Source organism: Paenibacillus sp. 1SOY10, assembly GCF_056836745.1.
The window spans coordinates 281368-299695 of sequence record NZ_JBXENK010000001.1 but is presented as its reverse complement, the minus strand read 5'-3'; the positions used below and the strand labels follow the sequence as shown (position 1 = coordinate 299695).

General features: G+C 48.7%; 14 protein-coding genes. 10 read left to right on the top strand and 4 right to left on the bottom strand.

Annotation, left to right across the window (positions count from 1 at the left end; all coding sequences use genetic code 11):
* The first annotated feature begins 1 nt into the window (after position 1).
* From AC1VOR_RS01350 to AC1VOR_RS01310, 9 genes are all read left to right on the top strand, one after another.
* Positions 2 to 1528: a response regulator transcription factor gene (locus AC1VOR_RS01350; RefSeq protein ID WP_482615324.1), complete on the top strand. Its 1527-nt coding sequence runs from the start codon at positions 2 to 4 to the stop codon at positions 1526 to 1528.
* A gap of 59 nt (positions 1529 to 1587) precedes the next feature.
* Positions 1588 to 3408 carry a sensor histidine kinase gene (locus tag AC1VOR_RS01345; RefSeq protein WP_482615322.1) on the top strand — a complete coding sequence of 607 codons (1821 nt, stop codon included), beginning with the start codon at positions 1588 to 1590 and terminating at the stop codon, positions 3406 to 3408.
* Positions 3398 to 4933 carry a response regulator gene (locus tag AC1VOR_RS01340; protein ID WP_482615321.1) on the top strand — a complete coding sequence of 512 codons (1536 nt, stop codon included), beginning with the start codon at positions 3398 to 3400 and terminating at the stop codon, positions 4931 to 4933. The genes AC1VOR_RS01345 and AC1VOR_RS01340 overlap by 11 nt, the downstream gene beginning before the upstream one ends.
* 120 nt (positions 4934 to 5053) lie before the next feature.
* Complete coding sequence (locus AC1VOR_RS01335) at positions 5054 to 6739, top strand: type 2 periplasmic-binding domain-containing protein (protein WP_482615318.1); 1686 nt, start codon at positions 5054 to 5056, stop codon at positions 6737 to 6739.
* A 75-nt stretch (positions 6740 to 6814) separates the two neighbouring features.
* The gene (locus tag AC1VOR_RS01330; protein WP_059053349.1) at positions 6815 to 7780 is read left to right on the top strand and encodes an ABC transporter permease; all 966 of its coding nucleotides are present in this window, start codon (positions 6815 to 6817) and stop codon (positions 7778 to 7780) included.
* Positions 7777 to 8676 (top strand): carbohydrate ABC transporter permease, encoded by a 900-nt coding sequence (locus AC1VOR_RS01325; protein ID WP_482615316.1) that lies wholly within the window; start codon positions 7777 to 7779, stop codon positions 8674 to 8676. The genes AC1VOR_RS01330 and AC1VOR_RS01325 overlap by 4 nt, the downstream gene beginning before the upstream one ends.
* Entirely contained in the window at positions 8677 to 10239 is a 1563-nt protein-coding gene (locus AC1VOR_RS01320) for a glycoside hydrolase family 43 protein (protein ID WP_482615315.1), read from the top strand. It begins immediately after the preceding gene.
* A 17-nt stretch (positions 10240 to 10256) separates the two neighbouring features.
* On the top strand, positions 10257 to 11243 hold the full coding sequence (locus tag AC1VOR_RS01315; protein WP_482615314.1) for a glycoside hydrolase family 43 protein: 987 nt from the start codon (positions 10257 to 10259) through the stop codon (positions 11241 to 11243).
* A gap of 137 nt (positions 11244 to 11380) precedes the next feature.
* Complete coding sequence (locus AC1VOR_RS01310; RefSeq protein WP_482615312.1) at positions 11381 to 12421, top strand: CobW family GTP-binding protein; 1041 nt, start codon at positions 11381 to 11383, stop codon at positions 12419 to 12421.
* A 67-nt stretch (positions 12422 to 12488) separates the two neighbouring features.
* Here AC1VOR_RS01310 and AC1VOR_RS01305 read toward each other — a convergent pair whose 3' ends face one another.
* Complete coding sequence (locus AC1VOR_RS01305) at positions 12489 to 14558, bottom strand: ABC transporter ATP-binding protein (protein ID WP_482615310.1); 2070 nt, start codon at positions 14556 to 14558, stop codon at positions 12489 to 12491.
* A 3-nt stretch (positions 14559 to 14561) separates the two neighbouring features.
* Positions 14562 to 16319, bottom strand: a complete 1758-nt coding sequence (locus AC1VOR_RS01300) for an ABC transporter ATP-binding protein (protein ID WP_482615308.1) — start codon at positions 16317 to 16319, stop codon at positions 14562 to 14564.
* Positions 16320 to 16828: 509 nt separating this feature from the next.
* Here AC1VOR_RS01300 and AC1VOR_RS01295 point away from each other — a divergent pair.
* Positions 16829 to 17134: a HesB/YadR/YfhF family protein gene (locus AC1VOR_RS01295; RefSeq protein ID WP_482615306.1), complete on the top strand. Its 306-nt coding sequence runs from the start codon at positions 16829 to 16831 to the stop codon at positions 17132 to 17134.
* Positions 17135 to 17224: 90 nt separating this feature from the next.
* Here AC1VOR_RS01295 and AC1VOR_RS01290 read toward each other — a convergent pair whose 3' ends face one another.
* Together AC1VOR_RS01290 and AC1VOR_RS01285 are read right to left on the bottom strand one after the other, a co-directional pair.
* Entirely contained in the window at positions 17225 to 17728 is a 504-nt protein-coding gene (locus tag AC1VOR_RS01290; RefSeq protein WP_482615304.1) for an ADP-heptose synthase, read from the bottom strand.
* A gap of 133 nt (positions 17729 to 17861) precedes the next feature.
* Positions 17862 to 18314, bottom strand: a complete 453-nt coding sequence (locus AC1VOR_RS01285) for a DUF441 domain-containing protein (protein ID WP_059053335.1) — start codon at positions 18312 to 18314, stop codon at positions 17862 to 17864.
* Between the last annotated feature and the right edge of the window lie 14 nt (positions 18315 to 18328).

Below are 18328 nucleotides of genomic sequence, written 5' to 3'. Positions count from 1 at the left end.
CATGATGAACGTATTGCTTGTGGACGATGAACCATGGGTTCTGGAAGGATTGCGCACCATTGTTAACTGGAGCAAGCATGGGTTCCAGGTTTGCGGGGAGGCATCTAATGGCCATTTGGCCTGGTCACTGATGGAGCGCTTGCAGCCTGATTTAGTATTCACCGATCTCCATATGCCCTCTATCGGGGGGCTTGAATTGATTGATCGCTCCCATCAGGAGCTGAGCAAGCCGCCCCGGTTTGTCATCCTGAGCGGCTACGATAATTTTGAATATGCGAAGACAGCACTTGAGCAACGGGTAGAGGATTATCTCCTCAAACCGATTGACGAAGATGAGATTGAACGGGTATTAGAGCAAGTGAAAAGAACAATTCTTGATGAGCAGGTTGCTACGGAACGTTTAGTTCTAGAACGCTCCTTGTATGGAAAGGGACTCATCCACCGCTTGCTGCAAGGAGAAAACCACCAGGAGCTCGCTTCTGAAGCCGCAAGGTGGTTCCAGATCGGGAGCCAAGAGAAGGTTGCTTGCCTGCTGATAGATACCAAGATTGAAGAGAGACGCTGGCATCGTCTGGTTAAGGAGCAAATGAGGTCATTTTTACCGCAGAGATGTACTCACTTTGAAGGAAGAGCAGTTCTGATCGCCGGCGAGAATTCTTATGCGCTGAATCAGCTTGAAGCCTTAGGCAGACGTATGGTTAAGGAGGGCTCTGAAGACCCTGCTATGATGATGGCAGTGGGGTATGCAGAGGGAGGTGTGCTCGCCTTGAGGAATGCTTATCAACAAGCACTATTCACGCTGGAACAGAAATTTGACGGGAAGCGTGAAGGTAAGGCGAAGCGGGATGTTGCCAGGGAGAATGACGAGGTGAGAAGCGTAAATAAGCGCGCTTTGACTAGCTTGATGAACATTCTGTGTTCGGATGACCATACCGGTCTTGAACTGGCCATGGATGCCTTGCTGGCGGAGCCATCTTCCAGACGACCTGCCAGGGACATGGAGTATATCCGCATTCAACTGCTTGCACTGGAGATGGAGATTCTTAAGCAACTGAAGGTATGGGGAGGGAATGCTGATCATTTTGCTGAAAGTCTGCAGACAGAGCCTGGCGTGCTTACTGAAGGGCTTGGATATAAAGAAATACGCAGGTATGCTTCCGCATTATGTATGAAGAGCATGGAACTCCTTGGAGAACAACGCAAACGTAGTGAGGCAAACACCATCTTCCAAGTGGTACGGTATGTGGACCAGGAGTTTCGCACAAGGCTTCAGTTGCAAGATCTGGCTCGTAAATTCCATATGAACCCTAATTATATGGGGCAGGCCTTCAAGCAGCAGACAGGTCGAACCTTCCGCGAATATTTAAATGACAAGCGAGTGGAAGAAGCCAAGAGATTGCTGCGGCAGACCCGTATGAGCATCTCCGAGGTTGCCGCTCATTCCGGTTATCCTAATGCCGACTATTTTGTGAGTCAGTTCAAACGGATGACAGGTGCGGCTCCTTCTGTTTACAGGAAGCAGGAGTGACCGTGAACAAGGCTTAATCACAACTAGACATGAACTGCAGGGAAGGGTGGGGGAGCGACATGAGAAGAATCCGGTTCCGCAGTATCGTTAATGATATTCCACTCAACTACAAGCTGATGTTGATTTATATCATCGGCATTTTGCTGCCTCTAATGGTCATCAGTTATCTGTTCATGGACCGGATGTCCGAATTAATTCGGGAGCGGGAGGAACAGAATCTGCAAATTTCACTAGAGCGGGCAAGAAAGGATATCCATAGCATGATTGATGGAGGAATGTCAGTCAGCCATGCCCTGATTACCGATAAATTGTTGTCCGAAGCGATGGACCGTGTGTATGAAAGCCCGTTAGATTTCTATAATACCTTCGACGAGCAATTACGGCACCGGGTAACCTCCTATATCCCCGTGAACAATCAAATTCAGCGGATTGGCATTTATACCGACAATCCCAGCATCGTGTCAGGCGGAGATTATTATCTATTAGATGGATCCGTACGATCGAGTAGCTGGTATCAGCAGTGGCAAGCCTTCAAAGGCTCTGTGAAAGTGTCTGCTTACCGGGCCAGGTCCGTGAACAATTCAGCAGCTACCTCCTCTTACCTTAGCATTATTGAGCGAATGGATGATTATCAAGGAGATCATTCCTTTCAGAAGCTGGTGCGGATCGATTTCTACTTAAGTCGCTTCTATGATGTCATTGCGAGGGAGCGTCACTATCTTGATCTATATCTAGTAAATGAGTTGGGACAGGTTATTGTATCCACGGATGATCGCTATCAAGGAGAAGGCGATGCGGATTATGCCTTGTTTGATAGTACCGGGGCAGCGGATAAGGATTTACATATGGTTCCTATCGGCAATGCCAGCTATGTGAAGGGCTGGAAGCTCATCGGCGTACCGCAAGGAACACGAGTGAAGCAAGCGATGCTGGATATGCGCCTTTATTTCGGTATGCTGGCCGGCATCATCACCTTGTTGACCTCTCTGTTTATGTATGTGATGCTGCGCTCCTACAATGATAGGGTGAAGCGTCTGTCCAGACAGATGCAGAAGGTAAGGAACGAGAAGTTTGATCTGCTTGAAATGGATGGAGGCCGCGATGAGATTGGTCAGTTGATTGGCAACTTCAATATGATGACAACGCAAATTCATTCGTTGATCAACAACGTCTATAAGCTGGAAATTCAGCAGAGAAGTCAGGAAACGGAGCGTATTCGGGCGGAGCTTAATTTGCTACAAAGCCAAATGAATCCGCATTTCTTGTTCAATACACTGAACGCCCTGCTAGTAGTGAGTACCAAGAAGAATTATGTCGACGTCAAGGACATTATTAAGGATTTGTCCAAGTTGCTGCGTCGTTTGCTCAATTGGAAGGACGATTTGGTTCCGCTAGAGGAAGAGATGAGTTTTACTGTGATGTATCTGGGGATTGAGAAGTTTCGTTTCCGGGACAAATTTGAATATCACATCAACATCGGCGAGGAAGCTCGCCATTATAAAATACCAAAGCTGAGCATTCAGCAACTTGCTGAAAATGCCTGCAAGCATGGTATACAAGCGATTGAAGGTTTGGGGATCGTGACCATCCGTGCCGAAGTGATCGGCGAATATTTGAGCGTAGCTATTGCGGATAACGGTAAGGGGATGGAGAAGGAGCAGTTACAAGAGGTGTTATACCATATGCGTAGTACAGAGGACCCTGGTGGAAGCAGTATTGGCATCCGTAATGTCTACCGCCGTCTGGAGCTGTATTATGACGACAAGGTTCAATTTGATGTAGCAAGTCAGGCGGGGCAAGGGACACAGATATCATTTAAAATTCCTCTACATCTGCTTGAACGGCAGGGGACGGAAGGAGGGCATGACCATGGCGTTTAAGGTGCTGTTGATTGACGATGAGCCATGGGCACTGGAGGGGCTACAGTTGTGGATTGACTGGGAAGGCCTTGGCTTTGATGTATGTGGCACCTGTGGCAATGGGATGCAGGGCTTGAAGCTGATGGAGGAGTTGGGGCCTGATCTTGTCATGGTGGACATTCATATGCCGGTTATGGACGGTCTGGAGATGATTCAAGCCTGGCGGAAGGCCGGAAGGCAAGATACCAAATTTGTTATTCTGACAGGGTATAGTGACTTTGAATATGCACGCAAAGCGCTGAAGTGCAAAGTGTCCCGATACTTGTTAAAGCCACTTGATGAAGAGCAGACCTACCTGGAGATTCGAGCCATTCAGCAGGAGCTAAAGGAGGAGCAGGCGCAGCTCCACATCTCCAAGGCGGCTCAGCGGGAAAAGCAAACATGGCTAATAAAGGAATTGCTAACAACAAGCGTATTGTCCCAGCCTGACAGAGAGGAGCTGGACTCCTTATCATGGCTCGCTACGTATTGGAATGTGTGTCTGGCTCAGGGGCAGGAAAGGGAACTTATCCGCTTCAGATCGATGGCTGCGGAATTTGCAAGTGAAGGTGAACATACACCCATGTATCTGATTCAACTGCACCCCCATATTTTTTGCCTTGTATTCGGCGGCTACGAACACCAGCAAGGGCAGGCAGAGGAGAGGATTGAAGCTGTGGCCCGCCGTCTGGCGGGTTATCGTGCATGGATATCCATAGGAATAGGCCAACCGGTAACTTCACTAATGGAGATCGAAAGCTCCTACAGAACGGCAGCAGATGCTTTGATGCATACCTTCTATGAGTCTGGAGGGAACAAAATCATCTATTATGCTGATGTGAAGAAACGTGAATTTCAAAGCTTTTACCAGCAAGCAGACCTTCTGGAGCGTGTGCTCGAGTCACTTCAGGTGCTTGATGCTGCCGATTATGAGCAAGTTGTGGACTCTATTGATTATTCATTTCGTGAAGCAAGCATTGATCCAGGTGAGGCTCGAAAAATTGTAATTTATCTCCTTCATGAGATCAGCATGTATATGAGTGGGCAAATGGAACAGGGCGCAGGACCTTCACAACGCTTATTTGATATACCGAATTTGAATGAGGGATTGAATTTCGACGAATTGATCGGATTGCTGCACTCCTGCGGCCGTGTCTGCTTCGATTGGTTGCTGCAAGAGACGGCAGCGGGGACACAAGGTATCATTCAGGACATTAACGAATATATTGAAGCGCATTTCCACGAGAGGCTGACGATTAAAATGCTGGCAGAGCGATTTTTCCTTCATCCGGCCTACCTTGGGCAGTTACTGATGAGGAAGAACGGAGTGAACTTCCACGAGTTCCTTCATAATTTGCGAATAGAAGAGGCTAGTCGTCTGCTTCGGAGCCATCGGTATAAAAATAGTGAGATTGCGGAGTTGGTCGGCTACACCAGCTATCAATATTTTTTGCAGCAATTTGAGAAGCGTCTGGGTATGTCGCCTAACGAATACAAGAAAACCTAAGATTTGCAAGGATATAGCTATAATTCGCATGTAGTTCCTGCCCCTATAACAATCTTATAATGAAATCAGCTTAATGAAAGGGCTTTCATTTTTAGAAAATAATTATTCTGGAGGTGCTTTATGGGGGACAGAAAAAGAGTGCTGCTTCGGTTCGGAGCTGTGCTGTTGCTGGCCTTGAGCGTTACTGTTGCTGGCTGCTCGGGCGGCAATACGAAGGGGACAGATGCGGGTACGACCAACAATGCTGGAGGCAGCGAGGTTGGACCGGAACAACCGTTTGAAATCTCTGTGTTTTTGGGAGAAGCGGGGCAACAGCCGACCGCAGATAACAAAATTTACAAGAAAATCAAGGATGAGCTTGGCGTTACTTTCAAATTTGAATTTCTCGCAGGGGACAAGAACCAGAAGCTTGGCGTCATGATTGCTGGTGCGGATTATCCGGATATGATTACCGCAGATACAAAGCTGACAGCAGCCGGAGCGGTAATTCCATTAGAGGATATTATTGAACAACATGCTCCCAATCTCAAGAAGCATTTCGAGAAATACTGGAACCAGATGAAGGACCCTAATGATGGGCATATCTACTACTTGCCAAACTATGGCGCTTATAACAGTGAGGTGTCCGACACTTACTACAGCGGCCCGGCATTCTGGATTCAGAAGGCGGTGCTTAAGGAATTTAACTACCCAACGCCAAAGACGTTGGATGAATATTTCGAGCTGATTGCCAAGTACAAGGAGAAGTATCCGACCATTGACGGGCAGCCAACGATCGGATTTGAGATATTGAACTATGATTGGAAGAACTGGGGATTGCTGAATCCTCCGCAGCATTTAATTGGTCATCCGAATGATGGCGGTGTAGTGGTGAATGATGGCGTAGGCGAAATTTTTGCCGACAAGGATTATGCCAAGGACTATTACCAGAAGTTGAATGAAGTCAACGCTCAGGGCCTCTTGGATAAGGAAGCGTTCACTCAGAACTATGACCAGTACATGGCGAAGCTCTCAAGTGGTGCGGTCCTGGGGATGTTCGACCAACATTGGAACTTTGGCAGTGCAGTAGACTCGCTGAAGACACAGGATAAGCTGGAGCGGACTTATGTAGGCTTACCACTGGTGTATGATCTGAGCACCAAGGATTATTACCGGGATCGTCCATCCCTCAACCTCAATAACGGGTTTGGCATCACGGTAAATGCCAAGGACCCGGTCAAAATTATCAAGGTACTTGATAAGCTGATTGAGGAAGACTGGCAGAAGCTGTTGACTTGGGGAGTTGAAGGAGAAGATTACCAGGTCAATGAAGAAGGCCGATTCATCAAAACGCAAGAACAACGCGACAATGCTTCCGATGCGACATGGAAGCTGGCTAATAAAGCCGATGCTTATTATGGAACCGCTCCTAAAATTGAAGGGTATTTCAGTGACGGCAATGCCACGGCAGCGAGCAACCAGCCTGAGGAATATCAAGCCAGCCTGAAACCTTTTGATAAGGAAGTGTTGGACGCCTACGGATTCAATAGCTATGTTGATTTCTTCAGTCCTCCACCAGAGAACCCGATTTACTATCCTGCCTGGTCTGTCGATTTGGTCGAAGGCTCTCCAGCCAAGATAGCCAACACCAAGTTAAATGAACTATCTACAAAATACTTGCCTAAAGCGATATTGGCCACACCAGCAGAGTTTGAAGCGACATGGAAGGAATATGTTACGGAAATTCAGAAGCTGGATATCAAAGCCTATGAGGACCGGATTAATGAAGTATTGAAGTGGAGAATCGACAACTGGACCGTGAAATAAAAAGCGCTTGGCCGGGGGAAGGGAGAAGGAAACTCCCTTCCCCTCAATCTAAGGATGGATAGGGAGATCGATATCATGGAGGAGATTGTGACAGAAGCAAGGCCCCTGAAGCCGCCGGTCAAGCGCCAGAGACGACGGTGGTCCTGGAATACCGTGAAGGAGCAGAGACAGCTTATCTATATGTCCGTGCCGCTGCTCGCTTATATTATTCTGTTTGCCTATGTACCGGTCTGGGGCTGGACCATGGCTTTTCAGGATTACAAGCCTGCAAGAAGCTTCGGTGAGCAGACCTGGGTGGGATTCAAGCATTTTCAATTTCTCTTTACAGACGATAATTTTATGCGGGTGCTACGTAATACGCTGGCTATGAGCATCATTAATCTGGTCTTGGGTTTTGCCACGGCCATTATTTTGGCTTTGCTGCTTAATGAAATCAAGAAAACGTTCTGGAAGAGAACCGTCCAGACAATCTCTTATCTGCCGCATTTTCTGTCATGGATTATTGTCACAGGCATTGTGGCTACTTCACTTGCTTCCGACGGCATTATTAATGATTTGTTAATGAAGCTGAACCTGATTGATAAGCCGATTATATGGCTGAGCGAAGGCAAGTATTTCTGGGGGGTGGTGGGGGCCTCTCATGTATGGAAAGAGGTCGGTTGGAATACGATTATTTACCTGGCCGCGATGTCCTCCATTGACCCCGCCTTATACGAAGCTGCTGATATTGACGGGGCGAACCGCTATCACAAAATGTGGAGCATCACGTTACCTGGAATTCGGCCGACGATTGTTATTCTATTAATCATGTCCATTGGTCATATTCTGGAAGCCGGCTTTGAAGTTCAGTACTTACTGGGCAACGGATTGATTGTCGACTGGTCAGAAACAATTGATATTTTTGTCCTCAAATATGGTATTGCGCAGGGTAACTATTCTCTGGCTACCGCAGGGGGCATCTTCAAAACCTTTGTCAGTATCACCATGCTGCTGCTCGCCAACTGGACCGCCAAGCGGTTAGGGGAGGAGAGGTTGTTATGAGGAGAAGACAAGGAGGCGTGGAGCCGCTCGTTTTTCACACATTTAATACGGTATTCATGATTATGCTGGTCATTGTGACCCTGTATCCTTTTCTTAATACGATTGTCGTTTCGTTTAATGCTGGAAATGACACCATCCGCGGTGGACTATATTTATGGCCAAGGCAGTTCACGCTACAAAATTATAAAGCGGTATTTGCCTCCGGCACAATTTATGATGCCTTTCTAATCTCTGTGGCCCGTACGGTGCTGTCAACGATATTAAATATCTTCCTCACGACCATGTTGGCTTATGCGATTAGCCGCAGGGAATACATCTTCCGCAAGCCAATTACAGCGATATTCGTGCTTACCATGTATTTTAATGCGGGACTGATTCCGGGCTACTTCTTGATGAAAGACCTGCATTTGCTTAATAATTTTCTGGTTTATGTATTGCCATCTATGATCAGTGCCTTTAACCTGATAGTAATTCGGACCTATATCGGCACGATTTCCGAAAGCTTGGTGGAGTCGGCGAGAATTGATGGGGCAGGGGATTTTAAAATTTTCTGGAGACTTATTTTCCCGCTCTGCAAGCCTGTACTCGCTACGATTGCTTTATTTGTGGCCGTAGGTGCATGGAACTCCTGGTTTGATGCCTTTCTCTATACCTCCTCCAGACAGGAACTGAGCACGCTGCAATATGAATTAATGAAGCTGCTGTCGTCAAGCATGAATGCGAATAGCAATCCAGCGGTAGCTAACGGTGTAGGAATGGAGCATATGACCCAGGTAACGCCGATTTCCATTCGAGCGGCCATTACGATTGTTGCTTCTGTTCCGATTCTGATGGTGTATCCGTTCATGCAAAAATATTTTGTTGTTGGACTAAATGTAGGGAGTGTCAAAGAATAAATGAACGAGCCGAGAGTGCCTGAAATGATTCATTACTCCAATCCCATTCTCCCGGGGTTCTATCCTGATCCCAGTGTGACCAGGGCGGGAGAAGATTTCTATCTGGTGTGCAGTTCTTTTGAATATTTCCCTGCAGTGCCGACATTTCGGAGCAGGGATCTGATTCATTGGGAGCAAATCGGGCATGTGCTTGATCGGGTCGGCCAGCTTGATTTAACCTCCAGAAGAAGCTCAGCGGGCATTTATGCGCCTACGTTGCGTTATTATGACGGTATATTTTATATGATTACAACCGATGTGGGGGGAATCGGGAATTTCTATGTGACAGCCACAGATCCAGCGGGGCCTTGGTCGGACCCCATTCTCGTACCCTATGGGGGGATTGATCCTTCACTTTTTTTTGATGATGACGGCACCGCTTACGTAACGGTTCAGCAAGGAGCTGATTTAGAATCTCACATTATCCAATATGAGATTGACATCGTTACCGGAGAGGCGAAATGCGAACCACAGGTGGTGTGGAGGGGAGATGGAGGTCCTTGGATTGAAGGACCACATTTATATCATATCAACGGCATGTATTACATGATGTCTGCCTCTGGAGGGACGGGGAAGGAGCATCGCGAAATTATTGGACGCAGTCATTCTCCATACGGCCCCTTTGAGCTGAATCCGAGTCCGATATTAACACATAATCGCCTTGAGCACCCCATGCAATGTTTGGGGCACGCCGATTTAATTGAAGACCTGGACGGTATATGGTGGGCTGTGTTTCTTGGAGTGCGGTGGCTAGAGGGTAACTATAGCGTGCTGGGCAGGGAGACTTTTCTGTCCCCTGTCATCTGGCAGGACGGGTGGCCCCAGATCGATAATAATGAGGGAACGGCAACCCTGAATATGGCTGTGTCACACAAGCGGGTGGAACCGTTTTATCGTACCTTGCCGCATGAGGCCATCGGTCGAGACCACTTCAATGAGGAGCGCCTCGGTCCAGCGTGGACATTCCTGCGTAATCCTCCTGCCGGCAGTTATTCCCTCCATGCAGAGCAGAAGGGATTGACGCTCTACGGACAGGCTGGCACGCTTGGGAATTTGGGACCCATCATCTTTGCAGGTCGTAGACAACAGCATGTAAAGGCAAGCTTTACTACATCCATGTCCTTCATGCCAGTTACAGAAGGGGAGGAGGCCGGATTATGTATACGCAGGGATGAGGATGCTCATTATGAGATTGGAATTCTCCATTCCGGAAGCCGTCGCTTGCTTATAGCTCGACTTACCGTGCGTGGTCAATCACAGATCGTGTATGAAGCGGAACTGCAATCTACATCGCTTCTCCTGCGAATTGAGGCGTGTGGGCAAGAATACGCCTTGCTGTATTCGGAGGGGCAGGAGGATAGCTGGAACCGCATAGCGACTGGTGAAGCAAGAGCTTTGTCCCCTGAGGACTTTGTGCGGCATATGTGCTTCACAGGCGTAGTCGTTGGATTATATGCAACGGGAAATGGTCGTTCAAGCCGTTCGCCGGCATGCTTCGATTGGTTTGATTATCAGATGAAGTGAAGAGGAGGTACTATTAAATGTCAAATCAACCCAAGCCCCATCAGCCTTTAGTAACTCATATCTATACCGCCGATCCTTCGGCTCATGTGTTTGAGAATCGGATTTATATTTATCCTTCACATGATTTGGATCATGAGGGGGAGACGAACGACAACGGAGATCAATATAAGATGGAGGATTATCATGTATTGTCCCTGTCTGATTTCGACTCCCCGGTCTTTGATCACGGCGAGGTATTGCACGTCAGGGACGTAGCCTGGGCATCCCGCCAAATGTGGGCACCGGATGCGGCGTATAAGGATGGACAATATTATCTGTTCTTCCCGGCAAGAGATCATGATGGGATTTTTCGAATCGGGGTGGCTACTTCAAAGTCGCCGGCGGGTCCCTTCAAGGCGGAGGAGAGCTATATGGAGGGTACCTTCAGTATCGATCCGGCTGTCTTCATCGATGATGATGAGCAAGCCTACATGGTGTTCGGTGGACTGTGGGGAGGGCAGTTGGAGAAATGGCAGACTGGCCATTTTGTTGAAGATGCAGAAGGCCCGCTACCAGATAAGCCCGCTCTTGGACCCAGAATAGCCAAGCTAAGCGAGGATATGCTTACCTTAAATTCACCGGCTCATGAGATTGTTATTTTAGATGAGGCAGGCAATCCGCTGACAGCGGGCGATGAGGAACGGCGATATTTTGAAGGACCCTGGATTCATAAATATGAGGGTAAGTACTATTTGTCTTACTCGACCGGAACGACCCACAAACTGGTGTATGCGATTGGAGATCGGCCGGAGGGACCGTATACCTTTCAAGGAACGTTATTACCACCTGTGCTCGGGTGGACAACGCATCATTCGATCGTCGAATTTCGTGGTAGTTGGTATTTGTTCTATCATGATTGCTCCTTATCCGGTGGCGTTGATTACAAACGTTGTATTAAATATGCCGAATTAACCTACCGTTCCGACGGGACTCTTCATACAGTTAATCCGACTCCTGAGCGTTAAGGGCTGATGACGGTTAAGAGGACTTCTGGAGCAGAGGAGGTCAAACGGAGCTAACGAAGCGAACTAGGGTTGCGCGCCTTGTCCACTTGGTGTAAACTCGCATTCATATGCTATTTCCATGAAGGGGATGAGACAGGATGAGCGTGACACCCGTTTACATATTATCCGGATTTCTAGGCAGCGGCAAAACCACGCTGTTACAGCGTCTAATTACGCATTGGCAGGGGCAAGGTTTACGCCCGGCTATCGTCATGAACGAGATTGGGGATGTGAACCTGGATGGATTGTTGGTATCCACCGAGGTGCCTATGGCTGAAATGCTGGGAGGCTGCATCTGCTGCACGATTCGTGGAGACTTAAGCGTACAACTCTCCGAATTGATTGAACAAGAGCATCCGGACTTAATCGTGATTGAAGCGACTGGCGCGGGTAATCCATTGGAGATCTTCGATGCGGTGACCGAGGTATCCTTATATATGAAGCTCGATCTTAAACCGATGATTACGGTGGTTGATGCCTTGCATTTAGCTGATCTTCATGCTTCCCAGCAAGGTAAGACTTATCGGCTAATGATAGAGCAAATTCGCTGTGGCTCGGTATTGGTCATGAACAAGGTGGATCTAATCGAGGCAGAGCGGCAGCAGGAAATGACAGAATTTCTACAGCATACGAATCCTTTTGCCCGCATCATTCCCGCGGTAAAGTGCGAGGTTGATGTGGCAGATTTGCTTGAAGCAGACAAAGCGGAACCGTCTTTGATAGGGGAAACAGCAGGGGAGCCTCATGTTTGCAACTCTGATTGCCACAATCATGAACATCATCACCATCATAGCGGTGGGCATCATGAGCATAGCCATAGTCATGATCACGCTCATACTTCGCATGAGCATGTGACAGTGTATACTCATTATTTTCATGGCCCGATAGACAGCACTGAGTTCGAACGTTTTATCGCTGAATTGCCACGTGAGGTCTATCGTGGAAAGGGTATTTTACGCTTCTCTGATACCAGCAGTCGATTCCTCTTCCAATATGCTTACCGGGAATCGGATTTTCTCAAGGTTACACCACAGAAGGACGTGCCTGATGTAGCTGTATTCATCGGTGAACATTTTGATCGGAACTGGATCGCCCAGCGTCTGGAGGAAATGGAGCAGAAGCAACGCGATTTGGTCTAACCAAGTAACAAAGGCCGCTCTCGGGAATCTTCCCGGAGCGGCTTTTGCATACCTGTAGGTCGTTAAATTAGCTTGGGTTAACAGCGACCGAAGCCGTTGAAGGAGCTTGAATGGCTGGTGCATCAACAGCACCGGCTTGCAGCTTATACATTTGATAATAACGTCCACCTAGGGCGAGCAGTTCCTCGTGGCTGCCACGCTCCACAATTTCCCCACGATGCAAGACCAGAATTTGATCGGCGTTACGAATGGTGGAGAGACGGTGAGCAATGATAAATGTGGTCCGTCCCCGTTTTAACACTTCAAGTGCCGACTGAATCAAGCTCTCCGTCTCCGTATCAATATTGGCGGTCGCCTCGTCCAGAATAAGGATGGCAGGGTCGAAGGCCAGTGCCCGGGCGAAAGAGATAAGCTGACGTTCGCCAGCAGATAAGGTACTGCCTTTCTCCACCACGGGTTCATCAACACCCTTTGGCAAGTGAGCCAGAATCCGGTCAGCGCCAACATCAATCAATGCTTGCTTGGCAGTCTCCCTTGAGATTCGCTCATCACCCAAGGTCACGTTGGATAGGATTGTGCCGGTGAACAGGTAAGGGTCTTGAAGCACGATGCCCATATGTTCACGAATCCATTGCTTCGGCAAGTCCCTGACAGGTTGACCATCAATGGTAATTGAGCCTTCTTGTGGATCATAGAAGCGGAACAGCAGGTTAATGATCGAACTCTTGCCCGAGCCGGTATGCCCGACCAGGGCAACGGTCTGTCCCTGCTTGGCCTCGAAGGAGATATTCTTGAGTACATAATCTCTTTTGTAGGCGAAGGATACGTCCTTAAACTCTACATCTCCCTTATAGCGCGGCATTGAGCCGTCTACCACAGGTTCTCCAGGCTCATCCATAAGCTTGAATACCCGTCCGGCAGATACCATGGATGAATCGAGCGCTGCCAACTGATTGACCATTCCCGTAATCGGCTGGAATAACCGTCCCAATACGTCGACGAAGGCATAAAGCACACCAAGCGAGATAATGCCGGTACCACTAAGCTGAGCGGAGCCAAAATACCATAGTACCGTGGCAAAGGCCAGATTACGGATTACGTTCACCAGGTTATGCGAGGTGAAGGCGTTGAGGTTGAGCATCTTGTTCTGATGCTTCATATAATCCTGATTCAAATTCTCGAACTCTTCCTTGGTTTGCGCTTCGCGGCGGAAGATGCGGATAATCGACATGCCCTGGATGGATTCGTTGATGATGGCATTAATCTCACTGAGGCGCGAGCGAATGATCGTATTGTATTTTGTGGCGAATTTGCGGTAAAGCACGACCCACAAATAAATCACGGGTACAACGAACAAGCAGATCAGGCCTAATCGAAAATCTAAAATAAACAAAGCGACATAAACGCCCAGCATATTGATGATGCCGGAGAAGAAGTTGGCGAGCACGGCGATGAACAAATCCTTGACCGCTTCGGTATCATTTGTGACACGAGAGACGACCTTACCCGCTGGCAGGTTATCAAAGAAATGCACCGGCAGACGCTGAATATGGGCATAGACGTCCATGCGCAGCTTCTGAATAACTTTGTTGGCCGAGGATTGCAGCCAATAGGTTTTACCAAATTCCATCACGATCGAGATGGCCAGGAACACCAAATACCATACGACCAACGAAATAATTCCGGGGATCTCCGGCTTGTAAAAGGAAAACAGCTCAGTGGACCCCAGCTTTTGCGCTGGATAGTCGATACTTGTGCCGTCTTGCTTCGTCAGGGTGAGAACGCCGTCCTGGTAGCTTCGGTTCCCGGAGACATCCGGTACAGCAGTCCCCACAAAGACAAAGCTCTTGCCAACCTGGAGCACGCGTGCCTCGCTGCCCTTGGCTTCATTCTCTGCAAAACGGTCGCCCCTCTTGAAGGTTCTTCCGTCATAATTCACTGTGCTGGCATCTTGGGCGGACGTTTCGAAGAACGGCCGTTCAATCGCCAGCATATGGTCATCAATCATGGCGCGGGCCAGGAAGGGACCAGCTAGCTCTGCGGCTACGCCGATCGCTAGCATGACGAGGGCCAGAATAAATGTGTTTTTTGCCGTTAAGGCATATTTGAATAATGCTTTTCCCGTATGGGCGTGCATAGCTTATGACACCTCCCCGTCCGTCAGGTGGGATTCCACCTGCTGACGTTCGTATTGTTCCCGATACCAGCCGCCTTGTGCCAGCAGCGCCTCATGGATACCTTGCTCGATAATACGGCCTTGCTCAAGCACGATAATCCAGTCGGCGTGCTCGATGGCAGACAGCCGGTGGGTGGAGATCAGCGTGGTTTTGCCTGAACGCTGGTCTCGAATATTCTGAATGATTCTGGCCTCGGTGCGGGCGTCAACTGCGGACAGTGCATCGTCGAGGATCAGAATGTCTGGATCGGCGATAAAAGCGCGGGCCAAGGATACACGTTGCTTCTGTCCACCAGAAAGGGCGACGCCTTTCTCACCGACGAGCGTATCAAGTCCATCCGATAGCGTACCGAGATCCTGATCAAAGGCCGCCGTGCGTATCGCTTCAAGGATGACCTCGTCCGAAGCATCCTTGAGGCCAAACTGAATGTTCTGGCGTACCGTCTTGGAGAACAAGATTTGCTCTTGTGGCACGTAGCCCACCCAGCTATGCAATCGTTCCAGCGAAATCTTCTGAATCGGCACACCGGAGATGGATAGCTTACCGCTGCCAAGAGGATATTCATGTAGCAGTTGCTTAAGCAGCGTAGACTTTCCGCTTCCTGTTCGGCCAACAATACCTAGTGTTTGACCGCGATGAATTGTCAGGTCGATATGCTCCAGATTGTTGATGGTCGATGTCGGGTAGCGGAACGTCACGTCGGAGAAGGTGATGGACTCCGGTATGGAGACAGCTACGGGGTGAGCATCGTCCGCGACGTCTGGCTTGACGTTCAGCGTCTCGTTCACCCGGTCCAACGAAGCGCCACCACGCTGCATGATATTGATTAGCTCACCGATGGCGAACATCGGCCAGATCATCATCCCCAGGTACATATTAAAAGATACGAGATCACCCAAGGTTAATTCATTATGGAAGACGAGATAGATACCGTAGGTTAATCCAATGGCATAACTCATACCCACGCAAAGCCGAATGGTGGGCTCAAAGTAGGCATCCACCTTGGCTACCGCCAGGTTCTTCTGATAGACATCATCGGTAATATCTCCGAAGCGGCGTTCATCATGGCGTTCTTGTACATAGGCGCGGATGACGCGGATTCCGGCCACGGATTCAAGAACCTGATCGTTCATATCTCCAAAGGCATCCTGGGCCAAAGTATAACGCTCGTGGATAATCTTCCCGTAGATCTTCATCGCCAGTGCGATAAAGGGAAGGGGGATGATGGCAGCCAGTGTCAGCTTCCAACTGATCAGCGTGCTCATCGCAATGAAGATGACGGACAGATAAGCGGTGGAGTCGGTCAGCGTCAGCATCCCGAAGCCAGCCGTCTGGGCTACGGAACGCAGATCGTTTGTCGCCCGGGCCATCAGGTCACCCGTCCGGCTTCGTTCGAAGAACGGTGGCGTCATCCGTAGCAAATGGCTCATAAAGCGGGTGCGAAGCAGCCGCTCGACCAGATTAGACCCTCCAAATAAGGAATGCATCCATATGTACGTAATGTAGTAAATAAACATCAGTACGATGATAATGAGTAGAATATAACGGGTCAACGAAGCCCAGGTTACCGTGCCGGCGACGATCTCGTCAATCGCGCTGCCCAGCAGTCGTGGTGGAGCCAGTTCAGCAACGCCAGCGACGATGAGTAGAAACAGGCCGATGACGTAGCGCCTTTTCTCTTGCCGGAAAAACCAGCCTAAATTTTTTAGTACCGAGAACATGGAGTCCCCTCCTTTGAATCCTTCAATTAGGTTACCGAAAAAACCGCTGTAGCTTACATAACCGAACAAAAAGTCGCAAAAAAGGCATATCGTTTCGAAAACGATATGCCTTAAAGCCTTCACATAGATCGCGTCCGTTACTTACTAAAGAAGCAACGCCGCAAATTGTTATTCCCCAAGCCTGATGAACACGCAAGGGAGGGCTAGCGCTAAATGCGATTCAAGCCTACAGGGGTTGCTCCGGTATTTAGTTGTGTGTTTTGCTTACGATTTCGATTAGCAATCAACTTAAAATTAAACACCTTTGCTCACCCTTTCTTGGAATTTTAGATTCTGGTAATTACTTGAAATGAAATCTCGTATGCTCCCGATTTTAGCACCGCTCTGCGGAAGGTGTCAACGGTATTTTTTAGAATTAGGCGAGTTTTGAATGCTGGAGCACATAATCATTTGGCAATCGCTGCCGGTTTGGTCTACAATAGAGGGTAAACGAGGAGGTGGAGAATCTGATGATCAATGTGACACATGAAGCTGCCGAATGGTTTAAGCAGGAACTCAGTCTTCAAGCAGGGCAAGCAGTACGTTTCTTTGCACGCTATAGTGCAGGAGGCAAGCTGCATCCGGGATTCTCACTGGGGATCGACGTAGATCAGCCGATATCGCCAGGCATCGCTTCTAAGGTGGAAGGAATTACCTTCTACATGGAAGATCAGGATATGTGGTATCTGGATGGCTACCATTTGAACGTTTTGTATGACCAAGGTCTGGGCGATATTGAATACCAATATGAGGCAGCGAATTCTCCTCAAGCATAACTAGAGCAGGATGAAGTGCAACGAAGAAAAGAACCTGAGCCCCCACTTTTTTCTAGTGGAACCCAGGTTCTTTTCTTTGCGTTTAGTTTATTAGATAATACTGTCTTCCATGGCATATTCAAAATCAGCGATATCAAATACCTGTACCGGTACTTCCGCTTCAATAATCCGCCGAATGAGTTCAAGCTGGTCAGTCAGAATCGGTACGTGTTCCCGCTGAGCGGTCAATACGACTTCAGTCTCGATGGGATCAAGAAATTCCCCGTATTGCTCAGTATCTACGGAATTAATGACAGTCCAGGATATGAGATCACCAAACAGGATAGAAGGGCTCTTGGACCAAGGCACCGCTAAAGACCGCTCAAGCTTCTTGCGATTCAGCGGCTCTTCCAGGTAGGCGATCAGTTCGGAAATCTTCTGCTTCACATGCATATCGTCGACAGGGTCGCTCATCAGCGGCTCTGGACTATTCTTGAATTCATAAAGCTCCATCACGGTGGTGTAGGGGACAATATATTCAACCGGCACCTGGGGCACCAGTAATTCTCCATATATCGCTACCATCACCGCTTCAATAACAAATCGGCGTGACATGGCCATCCTCCTAAACGACGTGCAACTCGGGCTGTCCATGGGACAGCGACAATTGATTTACTAAGGAGTATAACACAACTGGAGGTTGAATTCAGCCAGAAGCCACGAAAATCCGCGTTTATGCAGAAATCAGCTATAGCTTCCCCACCATGAGGGACAGGATTCCCGCAGCAATGAGCGGTCCGACCGGAACGCCGCGGAAGAAGGCCACTCCCAGCACGGTTCCAATCAAGAGTCCGGCCACGATGGTCGGTTGATTACTCATTAAAGTAGCCCCGCGTCCACCCAGCCAAGCCACCAGCATGCCGACGGCAATAGCTGCCAGTGACTGCCAATGGAAAAAGGAGCCCCACAGCGTTTGAAGGGAAATGCGTCCGCTGGCAACCGGCGTCATGACGCCGATGGTCAGAATGATGATCCCCAGGGTGAGACCGTATTTCTCCAGCCAGGGGAAGGCATAGTTCAGATGCAGCACTCTCAGTAGCAACAATACAATCATGGCGATGGTAATAGGCATATTGCTGCTGAATATACCAAGTGCCGCAAGAAGTAGCAGCAATAACGATGTAACATCAACTTGATTCATGAATTTCTACCTCC